Origin of the sequence: Pseudarthrobacter sp. AG30, assembly GCF_003116525.1 — a bacterium.
In the GTDB taxonomy this organism is placed as follows: domain Bacteria; phylum Actinomycetota; class Actinomycetes; order Actinomycetales; family Micrococcaceae; genus Arthrobacter.
The window spans coordinates 1-17,418 of sequence record NZ_QEHL01000028.1 but is presented as its reverse complement, the minus strand read 5'-3'; the positions used below and the strand labels follow the sequence as shown (position 1 = coordinate 17,418).

Annotated in this window: 16 protein-coding genes; 13 read left to right on the top strand and 3 right to left on the bottom strand. The window is 67.2% G+C overall.

From position 1 onward, the window contains the following. The first annotated feature begins 146 nt into the window (after positions 1-146). Together DC347_RS19510 and DC347_RS19505 are read left to right on the top strand one after the other, a co-directional pair. Positions 147-650: a GNAT family N-acetyltransferase gene (locus DC347_RS19510; RefSeq protein ID WP_018763013.1), complete on the top strand. Its 504-nt coding sequence runs from the start codon at positions 147-149 to the stop codon at positions 648-650. A 47-nt stretch (positions 651-697) separates the two neighbouring features. Continuing rightward, positions 698-1,078, top strand: coding sequence for a RidA family protein (locus DC347_RS19505; protein WP_018763014.1), 381 nt, complete (start codon positions 698-700; stop codon positions 1,076-1,078). Positions 1,079-1,091: 13 nt separating this feature from the next. On the opposite strand, the gene DC347_RS19500 is transcribed toward DC347_RS19505, so the two are convergent. Both DC347_RS19500 and DC347_RS19495 read right to left on the bottom strand, forming a co-directional pair. Next, entirely contained in the window at positions 1,092-1,754 is a 663-nt protein-coding gene (locus DC347_RS19500) for a response regulator (RefSeq protein WP_018763015.1), read from the bottom strand. Continuing rightward, positions 1,747-3,516 carry an ATP-binding protein gene (locus tag DC347_RS19495; protein WP_109864151.1) on the bottom strand — a complete coding sequence of 590 codons (1,770 nt, stop codon included), beginning with the start codon at positions 3,514-3,516 and terminating at the stop codon, positions 1,747-1,749. The genes DC347_RS19500 and DC347_RS19495 overlap by 8 nt, the downstream gene beginning before the upstream one ends. 212 nt (positions 3,517-3,728) lie before the next feature. Between DC347_RS19495 and DC347_RS19490 the strand changes: the two genes are divergently transcribed. The 5 genes from DC347_RS19490 (at position 3,729) to DC347_RS19470 (ending at position 9,559) form a co-directional block, all read left to right on the top strand. Then, entirely contained in the window at positions 3,729-5,216 is a 1,488-nt protein-coding gene (locus DC347_RS19490) for a CitMHS family transporter (RefSeq protein WP_026264939.1), read from the top strand. A gap of 145 nt (positions 5,217-5,361) precedes the next feature. After that, positions 5,362-5,658, top strand: coding sequence for an Asp-tRNA(Asn)/Glu-tRNA(Gln) amidotransferase subunit GatC (gatC, locus tag DC347_RS19485; protein WP_018763018.1), 297 nt, complete (start codon positions 5,362-5,364; stop codon positions 5,656-5,658). 2 nt (positions 5,659-5,660) lie between these two features. Next, entirely contained in the window at positions 5,661-7,232 is a 1,572-nt protein-coding gene (gene gatA, locus DC347_RS19480; RefSeq protein ID WP_018763019.1) for an Asp-tRNA(Asn)/Glu-tRNA(Gln) amidotransferase subunit GatA, read from the top strand. Next, positions 7,232-8,740, top strand: coding sequence for an Asp-tRNA(Asn)/Glu-tRNA(Gln) amidotransferase subunit GatB (gatB, locus tag DC347_RS19475; RefSeq protein WP_109864150.1), 1,509 nt, complete (start codon positions 7,232-7,234; stop codon positions 8,738-8,740). Before gatA ends, gatB begins: the two co-directional genes overlap by 1 nt. A 210-nt stretch (positions 8,741-8,950) precedes the next feature. Next, complete coding sequence (locus tag DC347_RS19470; RefSeq protein WP_240617868.1) at positions 8,951-9,559, top strand: DUF5666 domain-containing protein; 609 nt, start codon at positions 8,951-8,953, stop codon at positions 9,557-9,559. Between the two features lie 71 nt (positions 9,560-9,630). Here DC347_RS19470 and DC347_RS19465 read toward each other — a convergent pair whose 3' ends face one another. Beyond that, positions 9,631-10,542, bottom strand: coding sequence for a LysR family transcriptional regulator (locus DC347_RS19465; RefSeq protein ID WP_109864148.1), 912 nt, complete (start codon positions 10,540-10,542; stop codon positions 9,631-9,633). A 131-nt stretch (positions 10,543-10,673) separates the two neighbouring features. Here DC347_RS19465 and tdh point away from each other — a divergent pair, with 131 nt between their 5' ends. The 6 genes from tdh (at position 10,674) to DC347_RS19435 (ending at position 17,172) form a co-directional block, all read left to right on the top strand. Further along, entirely contained in the window at positions 10,674-11,720 is a 1,047-nt protein-coding gene (tdh, locus tag DC347_RS19460) for an L-threonine 3-dehydrogenase (RefSeq protein WP_018763023.1), read from the top strand. Between the two features lie 8 nt (positions 11,721-11,728). After that, positions 11,729-12,925, top strand: a complete 1,197-nt coding sequence (locus tag DC347_RS19455) for a glycine C-acetyltransferase (RefSeq protein ID WP_109864147.1) — start codon at positions 11,729-11,731, stop codon at positions 12,923-12,925. Between the two features lie 109 nt (positions 12,926-13,034). Continuing rightward, entirely contained in the window at positions 13,035-14,147 is a 1,113-nt protein-coding gene (locus tag DC347_RS19450; RefSeq protein ID WP_109864146.1) for an FAD-binding oxidoreductase, read from the top strand. Positions 14,148-14,158: 11 nt separating this feature from the next. Beyond that, the gene (hutI, locus tag DC347_RS19445; protein WP_109864145.1) at positions 14,159-15,370 is read left to right on the top strand and encodes an imidazolonepropionase; all 1,212 of its coding nucleotides are present in this window, start codon (positions 14,159-14,161) and stop codon (positions 15,368-15,370) included. A 99-nt stretch (positions 15,371-15,469) separates the two neighbouring features. Next, complete coding sequence (locus tag DC347_RS19440) at positions 15,470-16,258, top strand: DeoR/GlpR family DNA-binding transcription regulator (RefSeq protein WP_018763027.1); 789 nt, start codon at positions 15,470-15,472, stop codon at positions 16,256-16,258. A gap of 134 nt (positions 16,259-16,392) precedes the next feature. Then, positions 16,393-17,172 (top strand): CPBP family intramembrane glutamic endopeptidase, encoded by a 780-nt coding sequence (locus DC347_RS19435; protein ID WP_109864144.1) that lies wholly within the window; start codon positions 16,393-16,395, stop codon positions 17,170-17,172. Positions 17,173-17,418: the final 246 nt, after the last annotated feature.

Sequence of the window (17,418 nt, the reverse complement as noted above, 5' to 3'; positions counted from 1 at the left end):
AGACCTACATATCAGGTGTACCGAGCCGGGCGCGCTGTCCGCCGGCCGGCCTGGGTGCGGCGGTAACTCCTCCCGGTACTGATAGTTCGATCACGGAAAGCCCCGTTTGGGCCCGCGGGGACCCGAACCGCCACTACCATTGACGGGTGCAGCCGCAGCTAACCATCCGTCCCGCCGTCGAAGCCGACTTCGGCGACGTCGCCCGCATCACCGGCGACTCCTACCTCGCCGCAGGGTACTTCGACGACGCCGCCCACCCGTACATGGTCAAGGTCATGGACGTTGCGGCGCGCGCGGAGCAGGCCACTATCTGGGTGGCTGAACGGGAGGGGTCGGTCATTGGCTCGGTCACCCTGGCACTTGCCGGTGAACCGTACGCTGACATTGCCCTGCCGGACGAACTGGAATTCCGGATGCTGGTGGTGGACCCTGCCGTCCAGCGCAGCGGCGCCGGACGCGCCATGGTGGAAGCCATCATCAGCCATGCCCGAACCCTGCCGGGTATCCGTGCGGTGGCACTGACCACGGGGAAAGACTGGGAAAGCGCGCATGGCCTGTACCGCAGGACCGGCTTCCACCGGGTGCCTGAACGGGACTGGTTCGTTCCCGGAACCGACACAAAACTGCTGGTTTACCGGCGCGACCTGTAGCGGCCCTACAGTGGTGGCGACCCATTCCAGCTTTGAAAGGCCCACCCATGCGTAAAACCTTCGGCACCGGCTCCGTCTGGGAGCAGACGCTCGGCTATTCCCGCGCCGTCCAGGTGGACAACACCCTCTACATCTCCGCCACCGCGGCCAGCGGCGACGACGGAATCGTGGGAGACGACTTCTACACGCAGACCCAGTACATCCTGCAGAAGCTCGGCAAGGTCCTGGCCGACGCCGGCTTCGCGTACGAAGATGTGGTGCAGTCCAAGCTGTACCTGACGGACATCAGCAAATGGGAAGAGGCCGGCCGGGCACACGGCGAAGTATTCGGCGAGATCCGCCCCACCCTCTCCTTGGTCCATGTGCTGCCGTTCCTTGACCCGAACATGCTCGTCGAGATCGAACTGGTCGCCCGGAAAGCTGCCTGACGCTCTCCCTGCCCTACCTTGCCGGCAGGCCGTAGCGGTGTTCCGGCCTGCCCGTGGTGCCGTAGCGCAGTTGGATGTCCACGGCGCCGTCGTCGGCCAGCGACGACAGGTAGCGCTGCGCCGTGGCGCGGGAGACGCCCACCCGGGCGGCCACCTCGGCGGCGGAATACTGTTCGCCCGGAGCCAGTGATTCCAGCACCGCGGCTTCGGTTGCCGAGCGGGGTTTCGACGACGACGTGACGTCCCCCGGGATCAGCGACCGTTTTGCGCGTTCCACGGCCTCCTGGTCCAGGGCCCCGGCCTGGCCCAGGAGGCGCCGGTACCTGGCATAGGAACGAAGCTGCTGGGACAGCGACTCAGCGGTGAAGGGCTTGAGCAGGTACCCCAAGGCGCCCCGGCGGAATGCCACCCGGACGGAGGCGGCATCCGAGGCGGCGCTGAGGATGATCGTGTCCACATCCAGCTGCTGCAGCAAGTCCAGGCCGGACGCATCGGGGAGGTAGACATCCAGCAGCACCAGGTCCGGGCGCAGGCTGTGGATTGCCTGCAGTGCAAGCGAGGCGGTGCCAACGGGGGCCAGGGCCAGGAACCCGGCCACGGAGTCCACGTAGGCTGCGTGCAGCTTGGCCACATGGAAGTCGTCGTCCACGATCAGGACCCGAAAGTCATCAGCCATTGTTGTCCTTTCCGGCTGCCCCGGGGGTCTTCGCGGCAGGGTTTCCCGCCGTCGTGTGCGGGAGGACCGCCATGAAGACGGCGCCCGGCCCGCCGGCGGTGCCGCGATCCAGTACTTTGACGTCGCCGCCGCGGCGGCGTGCCAGCTGCCTGGCCAGGGCCAGGCCGAAGCCCTGCCCGCCACCGGCACGCACCGGGCCCGCAGCGGTGGTGAATCCTTCTACGAAGACGCCTTCGGGATCGGTTCCGTCCGCCAGCCCGTCGCCCGAGTCCGCCACCACGATGTGCAGCGTCCCGCCGTCGTCGCCCGGCTCATCCAGCACCTCGAGCTCAACCCAGCGGTCCGTCGAGGATCCTGCCACGGCGGCGTTGACGGCGTTGTCGATCAGGTTCCCCAGCACCGTGGTCACATCCTGGGCCTCCGTGACCTGGCCGCGGACCAGGGTTTCGGGCCCGATGCGGAGGGCGACGCCGCGTTCGTCCGCTTCCACGCCCTTGGCCCCCACAAACGCCTGCAGGTAGGGGTCCTGGAGCAGTTCGGCCTGGTCTACGGGGAACTTCAGGGGACCGGTGGCGGCCAGGCCGGCCAGGTAGTCACGGGCCTCCTGGTGCTGCCCGATGCCCAAGAAACCGGCCAGGGTGTGCAGCTGGTTGGCGAACTCGTGCCGCTGGGCGCGCAGGGCCGTGGACATGGTGCCCACGGCGTCCAGCTGCCGGGTGAGCTCCTGAAGCTCTGTGCGGTCGCGGAGCATGATCACCCAGCCCAGGTCCTCCCGGCGGTGCAGCGCCTTGCGGGCATTGACCACCAGGACCCGGCCGCCCGCCACCAGTTCCAGGGCATCCGGCCCCGTGGCATTCCCTTCCGGTCCGGCGGCAGCCAACCGCGGAGCGGCGGCCACGGGGGCGGGGCTGGTGAGTGACTGCAGCTGGGCGGGAACGGGGGCGTCCTCCCACCGTGTCCCGGACAGGTCGGGCAACTCGAGCAGGCGCTGCGCCGCGGCGTTGAACACGCTGACCCGGCCGTCGGCACGGACGCCGATGACGCCGTCGTCCACGCCCTGCAGCACTGCCACCTGGTCGTGGACCAGCGTGCTGATCTCTTCCGGTTCCAGGCCCAGGGTAAGCCGCTGGAGGCGGCGGCGCAGCAGGAAGGATCCCAGGACTCCGGCCAGCAGTGCGCCGGCGGCGGTCAGGGCCACCGGGCCGATGTCGCGGCTCACGCTCTGGGCCACGGTTTCCATGGAGTAGCCCACGCTCACCTCACCCACCACCGTCGCGGTGCCCGGGGCATACACCGGAACCTTTGCTCCGGCGGAAGGGCCCAGGGTTCCCGTGTTCCGGGTGGTGATTTCCTGCCCGGACAGCGCCTCGGACGGGTCCGTGCTCACCTTCTCGCCGAGCCGCTGCGGATCCGGGTGGGCCAGCCGGATCCCGGTTTCGTCGGTGATCACTACGAACAGGGCCCCGGTCCTGGTTCGTGCGGCCTCTGCGGAGGCCTGCAGCGGACCCGCGAGGAGCGCGGCCGGCGGGGGAGTGCCGGGCTGTTCGCTGATGGCCAGTACGTCTGCCCTGACCTCCGGATCGGATGCGACGGTCCTGGCCAGCGTCAGGGCCTGGTTTTCCGCGTCGCTTCCCACCCGGTCATACGTCAGCCAGGCATGCACCGTGGCGCTCAGGAGGACCACCAGGAGAACGACGGCCACCTGCAGCAAGAGTGTCTGGGTGGAAAAGCGCAGCGGCTGCCGGGGCGCGGGACGCTGCATTCATCCTCCTTGACGGGTGTGGCGCGACGGGTATGGCTCAACCGTATCGGCTGCCGCCAGGCGCCGACACAGCGTGAGCACAATGAGCAAAATGCTCCCAATAAGCAGTATGCCAATCAATTGAGCCAAAGGCACCGCCGTGACGGACGCCACCCTACAGTCTGTAGCACGCGTCACACCGGTGTGCCGCTGTTCACAAGAAGGAGCCGGCTGTGCTGGTAATACTTGGATTCGCCATGATCGCGGTTTTCATGGTGCTGATCATGACGAAGAAGTTGACGCCAGTGCTGGCGTTGATCATTGTCCCCACCGTTTTTGGTCTCTTTGCCGGCGCCGGCCTGGGCATCGGCGACATGGTTATGGACTCCATGAAGTCCATGACCTCCACCGCGGCCCTGCTGATGTTCGCCATCATCTACTTCGGCCTGATGATCGACGTCGGGCTCTTTGACCCGCTGGTGAAGTTCATCCTCCGCAAGCTGGGCAACGACCCCGCCAAGGTGGTCCTGGGCACCGCCATCCTCGCGGCCGCCGTGTCGCTGGACGGCGACGGGTCCACCACCTTCATCCTCACCACCGCCGCCATGCTGCCGGTCTACCTGCGCCTGAAGATGAGCCCCGTGGTCCTCACCTGCGTGGCCGGCCTGGCCAACGGCACCATGAACATCCTGCCCTGGGGTGGTCCCACCGCCCGCGCCGCCACCGCCCTGAAGATCGATGTCAACGACGTTTTCGTCCCCATGATCCCGTCCCTGGTGGCCGGCCTGGTCGTGGTATTCGCCTTCGCCTGGCTCCTGGGGCTTCAGGAACGCAACCGCCTCCGTGCCGTTGCTCCCGAGATTTGGGGCGTCCCGTCTTCGGCAGAGCCCTTCACGGCAGAAGAGTTCGACGGCGGCACTACCGCCGGCGGCACGGCGCCCCGCGCCGGACGCAAGGGCGGCAACCCCGGCGGAGCAGCCCCCGCCGTCGGCGGCTCCCCGGCAGGATCCTCCGTGGCCGTGCTGGAGCGCACGGACATCCTCCTTGAGGACAGCAGCGCCGGACTCACCGACACCGCCCTGGATCCGAACCGCAGCACCTTGCGTCCCAAGCTGTTCTGGTTCAACCTGGCCCTGACCGTCGCTGTCATGGTGGTCCTCGTGGCCAACGTCATCCCGCTGCCGTTCGTGTTCATGGTGGGCGCGGCCATCGCCCTGCTGGTCAACTTCCCCAAGGTCAAGGACCAGGGCGCCCAGTTGATCGCGCACGCACCCTCCATCGTCGCCGTGGTCAGCATGGTCATGGCCGCCGCCGTCCTCACCGGCGTCCTCAAGGGCACCGGCATGGTCGAAGCCATGTCCGCCTGGCTGGTCCAGATCATCCCGTCCTCCATGGGCCCGTTCATGGCCGTCATCACCGGTGTGCTGAGCATCCCCATGACGTTCTTCATGAGCAACGACGCCTTCTACTTCGGCGTCCTGCCCGTCCTCAGCGAGACGGCCGCGCACTACGGTGTCGGCGCCGCGGACATGGCCCGGGCCTCCATCACCGGCCAGCCGTTCCACCTGCAGAGCCCGCTCGTTCCGGCCATCCTGCTGCTGGTTTCGCTGGCCAAGGTGGACCTCGGTGACCACCACAAGAAAGTCCTGTGGCGTACCGCCGTCATCTCCCTGGTCATGCTGGGTGTCGGGATGCTGACCGGAGCCATCGGAATCGGTTAGTCTGTAGCTGCCTGTGCTCCTGTCCCCGAGGCAGGGCCTGGCACGAAGGTGCCCGTCTGACGCCCGCTGGGGGATGTCAGACGGGCATCGGCGTTTCCCCACTAGACTGGATCGGAAAACAATTCGAACTTTGCAGGGGAGATCCATGGCTGCGATCAACCGTGACGACGTCGCGCATCTCGCGCGGCTCGCTCACATCGAGATGAGTGCCGAAGAGCTGGACAGGATGGCCGGCGAACTGGCCGTTATCGTCGATTCGGTCAAGTCCGTCAGCGAGGCCGCAGGGGATGACGTCCCGGCGACCTCCCACCCCATCCCGCTGACCAACGTCTTCCGCGACGACGTCGTGGGACACACCTTCACGGCGGAACAGGCGCTCTCCGGTGCTCCGGATTCCGATGACAACCGTTTCAAGGTCCCGGCCATCCTGGATGAGGCATAACCATGACTGAACAGAACTCCACCGGCATCAGCGCCGAAACCCTGATCCGCCTCTCCGCCGCGCAGCTCGCTGAGAAGCTGGCTGCCGGCGAGGTCACCGCCGTCCAGGCCACCCAGGCGTACCTCGACCGCATCGCCGCCGTCGACGGGCAGGTCAATGCCTTCCTGCACGTCAACGCCGAGGAAGCCCTTGCCGTCGCCGCGGAGGTTGACGCCATCCGTGCCGCCGGAGGCGCGGAGGCGGAATCCCTGCACGTCCTCGCCGGCGTGCCCATCGCCGTCAAGGACCTCATCGTCACCATCGGCCAGCCCACTACTGCCGGTTCCAAGATCCTCGAAGGCTGGCACAGCCCGTACGACGCCACGGTCGTCGAGCGGCTGCGCGCGGCCAAGATGCCGATCCTTGGCAAGACCAACCTGGACGAGTTCGCCATGGGCTCCTCCACCGAGCACTCCGCCTACGGACCCACCCGCAACCCCTGGGACCTGGACCGGATTCCGGGCGGCTCCGGCGGCGGTTCAGCTGCGGCCGTGGCTGCCTTCGAGGCCCCGCTGGCGCTCGGCACGGACACCGGGGGATCCATCCGCCAGCCCGGCGCCGTCACCGGCACCGTGGGCGTGAAGCCCACTTACGGCAGTGTCTCCCGCTACGGCGCCATCGCCATGGCGTCCTCCCTGGACCAAATCGGCCCCGTGACCCGCACCGTCCTGGACTCCGCCCTGCTGCACCAGGTCATCGGCGGCCATGACCCACGCGACTCCACCTCCCTGCCGGAACCGCTTGCTGACCTTGTTGCCGCAGCGAAGACCGGCAACGTCGAGGGCCTGCGGATCGGCATCATCAAGGAACTGCACGGCGAGGGCTACCAGGCCGGCGTCGAAAACCGCTTCAACGATGCCCTGGAGCTGCTCAAGGAAGCCGGCGCGGAGATCGTGGAGGTCTCCTGCCCGAACTTCCAGTACGCCCTGGGCGCCTACTACCTGATCATGCCGTCCGAGGCCTCCTCCAACCTGGCCAAGTTCGACGGCGTCCGGTACGGCCTGCGGGTCCTCCCGGAAGACGGTCCCATGACCATTGAACGCGTCATGGGCGCCACCCGCGCCGCCGGCTTCGGCGATGAGGTCAAGCGCCGCATCATCCTGGGCACCTACGCCCTGTCGGCCGGCTACTACGACGCCTACTACGGGTCCGCCCAGAAGGTGCGCACGCTGGTCCAGCGGGACTTTGATGCCGCCTTTGAGCAGGCCGACGTCCTGATCTCGCCCACCGCCCCCACCACGGCCTTCCCGCTCGGCGAAAAACTGGACGACCCCCTGGCCATGTACCTCAACGACGTCGCCACCATCCCGGCGAACCTCGCCGGCGTCCCCGGGCTGTCCCTGCCCGGCGGCCTGGCAGACGAGGACGGCCTGCCCGTGGGCATCCAGCTGCTGGCACCCGCCCGCGAGGATGCCCGCCTCTACCGGGTGGGTGCTGTCCTGGAGTCCTTGCTGGAAGCCAAATGGGGAGGCCCGCTGCTGGCCCAGGCTCCCGCGCTGGGCGCTGAATCCCTCGAAACCCAGGAGGCAAAATAATGAGCACCGACGAAATCCTGAGCTTCGAAGAGGCCATGGAGAAGTACGACCCCGTCCTCGGCTTCGAGGTCCACGTCGAACTGAACACCAAGACCAAGATGTTTTCCTCCGCGCCCAACGTCTTCGGCGACGAGCCGAACACCAACGTCAACGAGGTGGACCTGGGGATGCCCGGTGTCCTGCCGGTGGTCAACAAGACGGCGGTGGAGTCCTCCATCAAGATCGGCTTGGCGCTTAACTGCAAGATCGCCGAATCCTGCCGGTTTGCCCGGAAGAACTACTTCTACCCTGATACCCCCAAGAACTTCCAGACCTCGCAGTATGACGAGCCCATCGCGTACGACGGCTACCTGGATATTGAACTCGACGACGGCACCGTGTTCCGGGTGGAAATCGAGCGCGCGCACATGGAAGAGGACGCCGGAAAGCTGACGCACATGGGCGGCGCCACCGGCCGCATCCAGGGTGCCGACTTCTCCCTGGTGGACTACAACCGTGCAGGCGTACCGCTGGTGGAAATTGTCACCAAGCCCATCGAGGGGGCGGGCTCCCGCGCACCGGAGCTCGCCAAGGCGTACGTGGCCGCCATCCGCGAAATCGTCAAGAACCTCGGCGTTTCCGACGCAAAGATGGAACGCGGCAACGTCCGTTGCGATGCCAACGTCTCGCTGCGCCCGCACGGCCGCGAACGCTTCGGCATCCGCTCCGAAACGAAGAACGTGAACTCGCTGCGCGCCGTGGAACACGCCGTGCGCTACGAGATCCAGCGCCACGCCGCCGTCCTGGACTCCGGAAACCCGGTGGTGCAGGAAACCCGCCACTGGCACGAAGACACCCGCACCACCACCTCGGGCCGGCCCAAGTCCGACGCCGACGATTACCGCTATTTCCCGGAACCTGACCTGGTGCCGGTGGTCGCTTCGCGCGAATGGGTGGAGGAACTGCGTGCCACGCTGCCCGAGCCGCCCGCCGAGCGCCGGAAACGGCTCAAGGCCGACTGGGGCTACTCCGACCTGGAATTCCGCGACGTTGTGAACGCCGGCGTCCTGGACGAAATCGAGGAAACCATCGCGGCCGGGGCTTCCGCCTCCGTGGCCCGCAAGTGGTGGATGGGGGAGATCGTCGGCCGCGCCAAGGCTGCCGATGTGGACCCAGGCCAGCTGGGCGTCGAGGCTGCCACCGTGGTGGAGCTCAGCCGCATGGTGGAGGCCGGCAAGATCAACAACAAGATGGCCTCCCAGGTGCTGGACGGCGTGCTCGCCGGCGAAGGCACCCCGGAAGAGATCGTCGAAGCGCGCGGCCTCGCCGTGGTGTCCGACGACGGACCCCTCCTGGAAGCCATCGACGCCGCACTGGCCGCGCAGCCCGGCGTCGCGGACAAGATCCGCGCCGGCAAGGTGCAGGCCGTGGGAGCGATCGTGGGCGGGGTCATGAAGGCCACCCGCGGGCAGGCCGACGCAGGACGCGTCAAGGAGTTGATCCTGGAGAAGCTGGGCGTCACCGCTTAGCACTCCGATACCCAACCGGGTCGCAGCAGATGTCCGTTTTGAGCATCCATAACGACATCAACTGCGGCCCGGTTGGGCTTTAAGTACTCAGGTGCCGCCGGCCGCAAAGTACCCGTGGCCGCACGTGCGTGGCGGACCTAGACTGGAGCCCACAGGGCACAGGAGGGTACAGGGCGATGATGCCTTGGCAGTGCTGAGGAAGGAACAACCATGGTCCGGGACCCATTGAGGATGCGCAAGGCAATGCTGGCCGGGGCGGTGGCCTTGGCCCTTTCCGGAACCGGGGCCGCACTGGCCTGGTCGGCCACCGGGACGCCAACGCCGTCCCCCTCCCAGACTGCACCGGGACAGCAGAAGGCACCGGGCCAACAAAAGGCACCCGGGCAGCAGAAGGCACCCGGGCAGCAGAAGTCCCGGCATGGCCAACCGCTCCACGGTGAGGCAGTGGTCAAGCAGCCCGACGGAACCTTCCAGACTGTCCTCGAACAGCGCGGAACCGTGGAGTCCGTCAGCGACTCCGCCATCACCGTCAAGAGCGAGGACGGCTTCATCCAGTCCTATGCAGTCAACGCGGACACCAGGATCACCAAACTTTCGGCGGCCGACGATGGTGCGGGCCGCAAGCCGGCAGCCGGATCGATGGCGGACATCGCCGCCGGCGACACCGTGCGCGTGGCCGGCGTGAAGGACGGGGACCAGGCCACTGCCAAGCGGATCGTCGACGGCGCCGGTGACGGCCCGGGCCTGGGGTTGGGACGTGGGCACGGCATGGGCAAAAAGATGGGTGCGGGCAACCATCAGGATGGCGAAGGGACGTAGCTGCGCCGGTCCGGCCACGCCTGCCACGGGTCCGTGACACCGTGCCCGCCCCTGCACCAGCCAGCTCCCGCTTACCCCTGTTGCACCAGCCCTGCCATGATGTCTTCCAGGGCCTCACAGACCAGCACTACTGCACGCCGCTTGAGGTTTTCCGGCCTGGCCAGCAGGTCGATCCGGCGGCGGGTGCTGATGCCTTCGAGCGGGCGCAGGACAATGTCCGGATTCAGGACCGGCCCGGCGGTGTACCTGGGCAGCAGCCCCACCACCCCGCCCGCGGCCACCAGGGCAGCCACCGTGGAGTAGTCGTTGATGCGGTGGACGATGTTCGGTTCCCGGCTGGATACGGCCGCGACGGCGGAGAGCACGTCGGCGGGGGAGTAGCCGGGGTGGCTGGTCACCCAGGCTTCGGCGCCGACGTCGTGCACCGTGACGGTGTCCTGCCGGGCCAGCGGGTGCCCGGCGGGGAGGGCCACGTCCAGCGGCTCGTGGGCCAGCGGGATCACGGCGACGCGCTCGGCGGGCCAGCGGGGGCTGTGGTCCATCCGGTGCGCCAGCACGAGGTCGTACCGGGCGGTGAGGGCCGGGAAGTCCTGCTGGGCGACGTCCTCGTCGGAGAGTTCGATCCGCGGATGTCCCGGCTGGTCCAGCATCCGCGCCAGCGGGCCAAAGAGGGCCTGCCCGGCGCTGTGGAACCCACTGACGGTGACCCGGCCGGCGGGCGAACCGTGGTACGTGCCCAGCGCCCCACGGGCATCGGCCATGGCACTGAGGACCGCGGCGCCGGCGTCGGCGAGGACTTGGCCGGCTTCGGTCAGGACCAGGTTCCGGCCCTCCTTGCGCGTCAACGGCACGTCCACCGTCCGTTGCAGGTGGGCCAGTTGTTGGGAGACCGCCGACGGGGTGACCATGAGGGTGTCGGCCACCGCCTTCACGCTGCCCAGCGCCCCAAGTTCGCGGAGGATTTCCAGCTGATGTATTTCCACTCCGCCAGTGTATACATTAGGAAAATCTAAATCGTCGATTGAGAAGATTCCTGTTGTGCTAATGCTTTCCCGGGGCTTCAATGAGGAGGACACCAACCCGCTGATGTGAATGCCAAGAAGTAAGGACGCCAATGAAGGCCCTGTACAAGGCCGGCCCGCACGCCGGTTTCGAACTCGTCGACCGGCCGGAACCCACGGCGGGTCCGGCCGACGTCAAGATCCGCGTGATGACCACCGGGATCTGCGGAACCGACCTCCACATCCAGTCCTGGGACGCCTGGGCGCAGGGCATGATCGAGGCTCCGCTCATCGCCGGCCACGAATTCTACGGCGAAGTGGTGGAGGTGGGCGAGGACGTCCGCGAGGTCAAGGTGGGAGACCGAGTCTCAGGCGAAGGCCACGTGGTCTGCGGTATCTGCCGCAACTGCCGTGCAGGGCGCCGGCAGATGTGCATCCACACGGTCAGCGTGGGAGTCCAACGGGACGGCGCCTTCGCCGAATACGTGGTCATCCCGGAGACCAACGTTTGGGTCCACCACGACCCCTCGGTCACTCCCGAGCTTGGCGCCATCTTCGACCCGTTCGGCAACGCCGTCCACACGGCGCTGAGCTTCCCCCTGGTGGGCGAAGACGTGCTCATCACCGGCGCAGGTCCCATCGGCCTGATGGCCATCGCTGTGGCCCGCCACGCCGGCGCGCGCAAGATCGCCATCACGGATGTGTCGGTGCCGCGGCTGGAGCTGGCCAAGCAGCTGGGCGCCGACCTCGCCATCGATGTCTCCACGACCCGCGTCCGCGATGCCCAGCGGGAGCTGGGCATGCGGGAGGGGTTCGACGTCGGAATGGAAATGTCCGGCCACCCCACCGCCCTGCCTGAGATGATCGACAACATGAACCACGGCGGCCGGATCGCCATGCTGGGCTTGCCCAGCCAGGACATCACCATCGACTGGGGCAAGGTGGTCACCCACATGCTCACGCTCAAAGGCATCTATGGCCGGGAGATGTACGAAACCTGGTACGCCATGAGCGCCATGCTCTCCTCCAACCCGGTGCTGCACGCCGGAATCTCCGCCGTGGTCACGGACACGCTGCCCGCCACGGACTGGGAGAAGGGCTTCGACATTGCCCGCAGCGGCGTGGGCGGAAAAGTTGTCCTCGACTGGACCCGACTGTAAGGAACCCCATGTACACCACCATCAAGGACCAGCTCCGCGGCGAGCTGGACGAGATCCGCACCGCGGGACTCTACAAGACCGAACGCAGCATCAGTTCACCGCAGTCAAGCCACATCATCGCGGGCCGGATCGGCGGTCAAGGCAGCGACGTGCTGAACTTTTGTGCCAACAACTACCTGGGCCTGGCCGACCATCCGGACATCATCAATGCCGCAAAAACCGCCATGGATGAGCGCGGCTTCGGCATGGCCAGTGTCCGTTTCATCTGTGGAACCCAGGACCTGCACCTCAACCTCGAGGCCAGGGTCTCCGCGTTCCTGGGGACCGAGGACACCATCCTCTTCTCCAGCTGCTTCGACGCCAACGGCGGCGTCTTCGAGTCCCTCCTCGGCCCGGACGACGCCGTCATTTCGGACGCCCTCAACCACGCCTCCATCATTGACGGCATCCGCCTGTGCAAGGCCCGCCGCTACCGGTACGCCAACCAGGACATGGCCGAGCTCGAGGCCCGCCTCCAGGAGGCCCAGGACGCGCGGCGGAAGCTGATCGTCACCGACGGCGTGTTCTCCATGGACGGTTTCCTCGCCCCGCTCGAGGCCATCTGCGACCTCGCCGAAAAATACGGCGCCATGGTGATGGTGGACGACTCCCATGCGGTGGGCTTCATGGGCGCTACCGGCGCGGGCACCCCGGAGCATGCAGGGGTTTCGGACCGGGTGGACATCTACACCGGAACCTTCGGCAAGGCACTTGGCGGGGCGTCCGGCGGCTACGTGTCCGGCCGCGGCGAGATCGTGGCCATGCTTCGGCAAAAGGCGCGGCCGTACCTGTTCTCCAACTCATTGGCGCCCGCCATTGTGGCCGCGACGCTCAAAGCGCTTGACCTCGTGGAGAGCTCCGCGGAGCTCCGGCGCCGGTTGTTCGAGAACGCCGCGCAGTTCCGCCGCAGGATGACCGAGGAAGGCTTCGACCTGCTCCCGGGCGAGCACGCCATCGTGCCCGTCATGTTTGGGGACGCAGTGATGGCAGCCAAGGTGGCGGACCGGATGCTGCAGCACGGTGTTTTCGTCACTGCCTTCAGCTTCCCCGTGGTCCCGCGCGGTGCCGCCCGGATCCGGGTGCAGTTGTCCGCCGCGCATTCAGCGGACGACGTCGAAGCATGCGTGCGTGCGTTCGTTGCCAGCCGTGCCGAGGCGGCAGCCTGAACGGCAGCGCCGCATGGCCTGAACGCGCGCCTGGCATGAACCCCCGCTTGGCGTGAACCCCCGCTTGGCGTGAACCCCCGCCCTGCATGAACTCTGCGAGGATGGACCAATGGCAGCACATTACGATGTCCTGATCGTAGGCGGCGGCATCGCCGGCCTGTCCCTGGCGTCCGCGCTGGCGGGGCGTTGCAGCGTTGCGCTGGTGGAGGCGGAGCAGGAACTGGCGTACCACACGTCCTCCCGCTCCGCCCGCCAGCTCATCCCCAGTTACGGGCCTCCCGTGGTGCAGGAACTCACCGTCCGGACCCTCGAACTGCTTGCCGCCCGCGACAGGGAACTGCCCGAACCGGTTCTGGCGCCGCGCAGTTTCATGTTGATCGGCTCGGAGCCGGATGTGGCATCCGAGGCGAGCGGACACATGCAGCCGATCACGGTGGACCGTGCCCTCGAGCTCTGCCCGGCGCTCTTGCCGGGAACGTTTACCGCCGCAGGGCTGGACACTGGTTCCTTCGGATGCAACGCCCCTGTCCTGCTGGCGGATCACCGCGAGAGGGCGCTCGCCGCCGGGGCGGACATCATCACGGGCGCGCGCGTCCACTCGGCCCAGCGGCAGGGCTCGGGGTGGCAGGTGGGCGCCGGAAGCGAAGGCTTTGAGGCCGGGGTCCTGGTCAATGCGGCCGGTGCCTGGGCCGATGAACTCGCCGTGATCAGCGGCGTCGAGAAGCTCGGCCTCCAGCCGTTCCGGCGGACTGCGGCGATTGCCGCCGTCGAACGCTCCCTGCCTGGACACAGCCCCATGGTGGCCGCCGCGGACAATTCTTTCTATTTCCGGCCGGACGGCCCGGATGTGCTGATTTCCCCGTCCGAAACGGTGCCCAGCGGCCCCGAGGATGCGCGTCCGCGGCCAGGCGACGTGGAACGCTTGGTGGCCATGTTGAACTCCACGACCGCCCTCGGGATCACCCACATCCGGCGTGCCTGGACGGGCCTGCGCACCGAAGCGGCGGACGGGGTGCCGGTGGCGGGCTTCGATGCCGAAGCGCCGGGGTTCTACTGGCTCGCAGGGCAGGGCGGCTACGGATTCCAGACCTCCGCAGCCATGGCGGAGTTTGCAGCCACCCAGATCCTTGCCGGGCAATCCGGCGGCGGCGCAGGCGGGGCGGGTCCGGCATCCCGGACAGTGGAGGCACTAGCTGCCACACGCTGGTCCATTCGACGCTGAAGAATGGTCCCATGAGCACCCTGATCACCAATATCGCCGAGCTGATGACGCAGGACCTTGAGCACCGGGTCCTGCGGGACGCCGCCGTGGTAGTGGACGGGGAACGGATCGCGTGGATTGGCGCGGCGGCCGATGCACCTGCCGCGGACGACGCCGTCGATGCCGGCGGGCGGGCCATGCTGCCGGGATGGGTGGACTCCCACAGCCACTTGCTCTTTGCCGGGGACCGCACCGCCGAGTTCGAAGCCCGGATGGCCGGCGAGGCCTACGCCGCCGGCGGCATCGCCGTCACCATGAATGCCACCAGGGCGACATCCGATTTTGACCTCACGCGCCTGGCCATGGGGAGGGTGGCTGAGGCCGCCTCGCAGGGGACCACCTACCTGGAGACGAAGACCGGGTACGGCCTGGACATTGAGAATGAGGCCAGGAGCGCCCGGATCGCATCCACAGTGGCAGACCAGGTGACTTATCTTGGTGCGCATCTGGTTCCCGCCGGCCAGGATGCCGAGGCCTACACGGACCTGGTCTGCGGGCCGATGCTCGCCGCCGTCAGGCCCTATGTCCAGTGGGCGGACGTGTTCTGCGAGGAAGGTGCCTTCACTGCCGAGCAGTCGCGCCGTGTGCTCCTGGCCTGCCGCGACGCCGGGCTCGGCCTGCGCGTGCACGGCAACCAGTTGGGCGAAGGGCCGGGCGTCCAATTAGCCGTCGAGGTGGGCGCTGCCAGTGTTGACCACGTGAACCACCTTTCCGGGCGGGACGTCAAGGCCCTGGCGGCCTCGTGGTCCGAGTGGGACCCGGCCACCGGCACTGGGGAGCGGGGCACGGTGGCCACGTGCCTGCCCGCATGCGACCTGTCCACCCGCCAGCCGCTGGCACCGGCGCGGGCACTCCTTGATGCTGGCGTCCAGGTGGCGTTGGCCTCCAACTGCAACCCGGGCACGTCCTACACCAGTTCCATGGCATTTTGCGTGACCACTGCCGTTCTCCAGATGCACCTGAGCGTGCACGAGGCCGTCCGTGCTGCCACCTATGGCGGTGCCTTGGCGCTGCACCGGGAGGTGGGGCGTGACGCGGACGGCGAGCGGGCCGTAGGATCGATCGCCGTCGGCCACCGGGCCGACCTCCACCTGCTCAACGCACCCTCCGCCACCCACCTCGCTTACCGCCCGGGCATGCCGCTGACGTACGCTGTGTGGCGTGCCGGAGTGCGGGCTCGGTAAAGATTGCCGGTTAAGTGATTTTTCTTGATTGTTCACCCGGGGTTACAATCAGAAAACGTCATCCGATAGGGTGGCTGGTGTACTGAAAGGCCCCCCTGCATGACGCGCACAGACCGGCTGACGGCCATTCTTGACCTCTTGGCCAGGACCGGCCAAGTGGAAGTTGACGAGATCGTCAGCAGCCTGAATGTTTCGCCGGCCACTGCCCGCCGCGACCTGGACAGCCTTGCCAAGCGGCGGCTGCTGACCCGGACCCGCGGCGGCGCCACCACCGGTGCCTTGGCCTACGACTTGCCCGGACGCTACAACCGTGACGACCACGCAGAGGCCAAGGAACAGATCGCGCAGTGCGCATCGGCGCTGATCCGACCTGGAGCAGTCATTGGGCTGTGCGGGGGCACCACCAGCACAGCCCTGGCGCAGATCCTTGCGACGCGGGAAGACCTGAACGCCCCGTCCAACCAGCCAACCCTCACCGTGGTCACCAACGCCATCAACATCGCCGGCCAGCTCGCGGTGCGGCCCAACATCAAGGTGATGGTTACCGGGGGCATCCTCAACCCCCGCTCCTACGAGCTGGTTGGGCCCTATACGGACATCATCATGCAAAAGGTGGTGCTGGACATCGCATTCATCGGAGTCAACGGCATCGACCCCGAGGTGGGACCCACCAACACCGGCGAAGGGGAGGCCTCGGTCAATGCGCTGCTCGCCAGCCGGGCCCGCGTCTCGTACGTCCTGGCCGACTCTTCCAAGGTGGGCGTCCGGGCCTTCGCCACCATGGACGGTTACGACTTCACCCGGCTCATCACTGATTCCGGCATTTCTGCCCACGACAAGGCGGCCTTCGAAGCCCGGGGTACGGAAGTTATTATCGCGCCTGCCTGATGCCCGGCAGCTGGTGTAAGCGTGGCCTGTGCGCCCTCTGGTGTGCTGCCTGGATCCTTGGTGTTGCCCCGGCTTGTGGTTCCCTCCGGCCGCTCCATCAGCCCGGATCCAGAAACTGAGGGCAAGATGGGAACATGCTGGTTCCCTCCCGCCGTCGCCTGCGGCTCGAAGTCTGGATCGTCCTGGGCCTGTCACTCGGCCAGTCGGCTGTGTACTCTGTGGTGCAGCTGCTGGATAAGATGACCCGTGCGCCACTGGCGGAGGGAATCTCCACCCTGAACCGGTCGCAGAGTACGCGGGAGTACTTTGACCTGACCTACCAGTTGCTGGACATCATCTTTGCGCTGGTTCCCGTGCTGCTGGTCCTCTACTTCCTCACGGACCAGCGCCAGGCCGCCCCGGGCGACGCCGGTTCATCAGGTTCGGCGTTCCGGAAGCTTGGGTTCAACTTTGCCCGGCCCGGAAGGGACCTGCTGCAGGGCCTGGGGCTGGCGGCCCTGATCGGGATCCCGTCGCTGGGGCTGTACGCCGCCGGCCGCGCGCTGGGAATCACGACGTCGATCATTCCCAGTGCGCTCGACGCCTACTGGTGGACGGTGCCGGTCCTGATCCTGTCCGCGATCAGGCACGCGGTCCTGGAAGAAGTCATTGTGGTGGGCTACCTCTTGGACCGCTTCGGCAAATTCGGCTGGAGCACGCCTCTCGCTATCGCCGTCAGTTCGCTGCTCCGCGGCAGCTATCACCTCTACCAGGGTTTCGGGCCATTTATCGGCAACGCAATCATGGGGGTGGTCTTCGCCTGGCTGTACACCCGAACCCGCCGCGTCATGCCGCTGGTCATCGCCCACGCGCTGCTGGACATCGTGGCGTTCGTCGGCTTCAGCCTCTTTGGCAAGGCCGTGGGGCTGGGGTAGGAGTGGGGAAATAGCCTCGGCGGCTCGCCCCCTACGTGCGCTGTCATCAACAGCAACGGCCACTCTGCTTGCGGGTCTGGCGGCAGGAGGAACGGCATAGCGTAGAAGTCGTCCCACACAGGATCTGTTGGAGGGAGTTGATCCGGCTCAATCAAGTTCCCGTCAGGCTCCTCCGTTTCCGGATCCGGGCACGCTGGGAGTTCGGCAAGCGGCAGGGTTTCTGGTGGCCAGTGGGTTGGTTGGGGG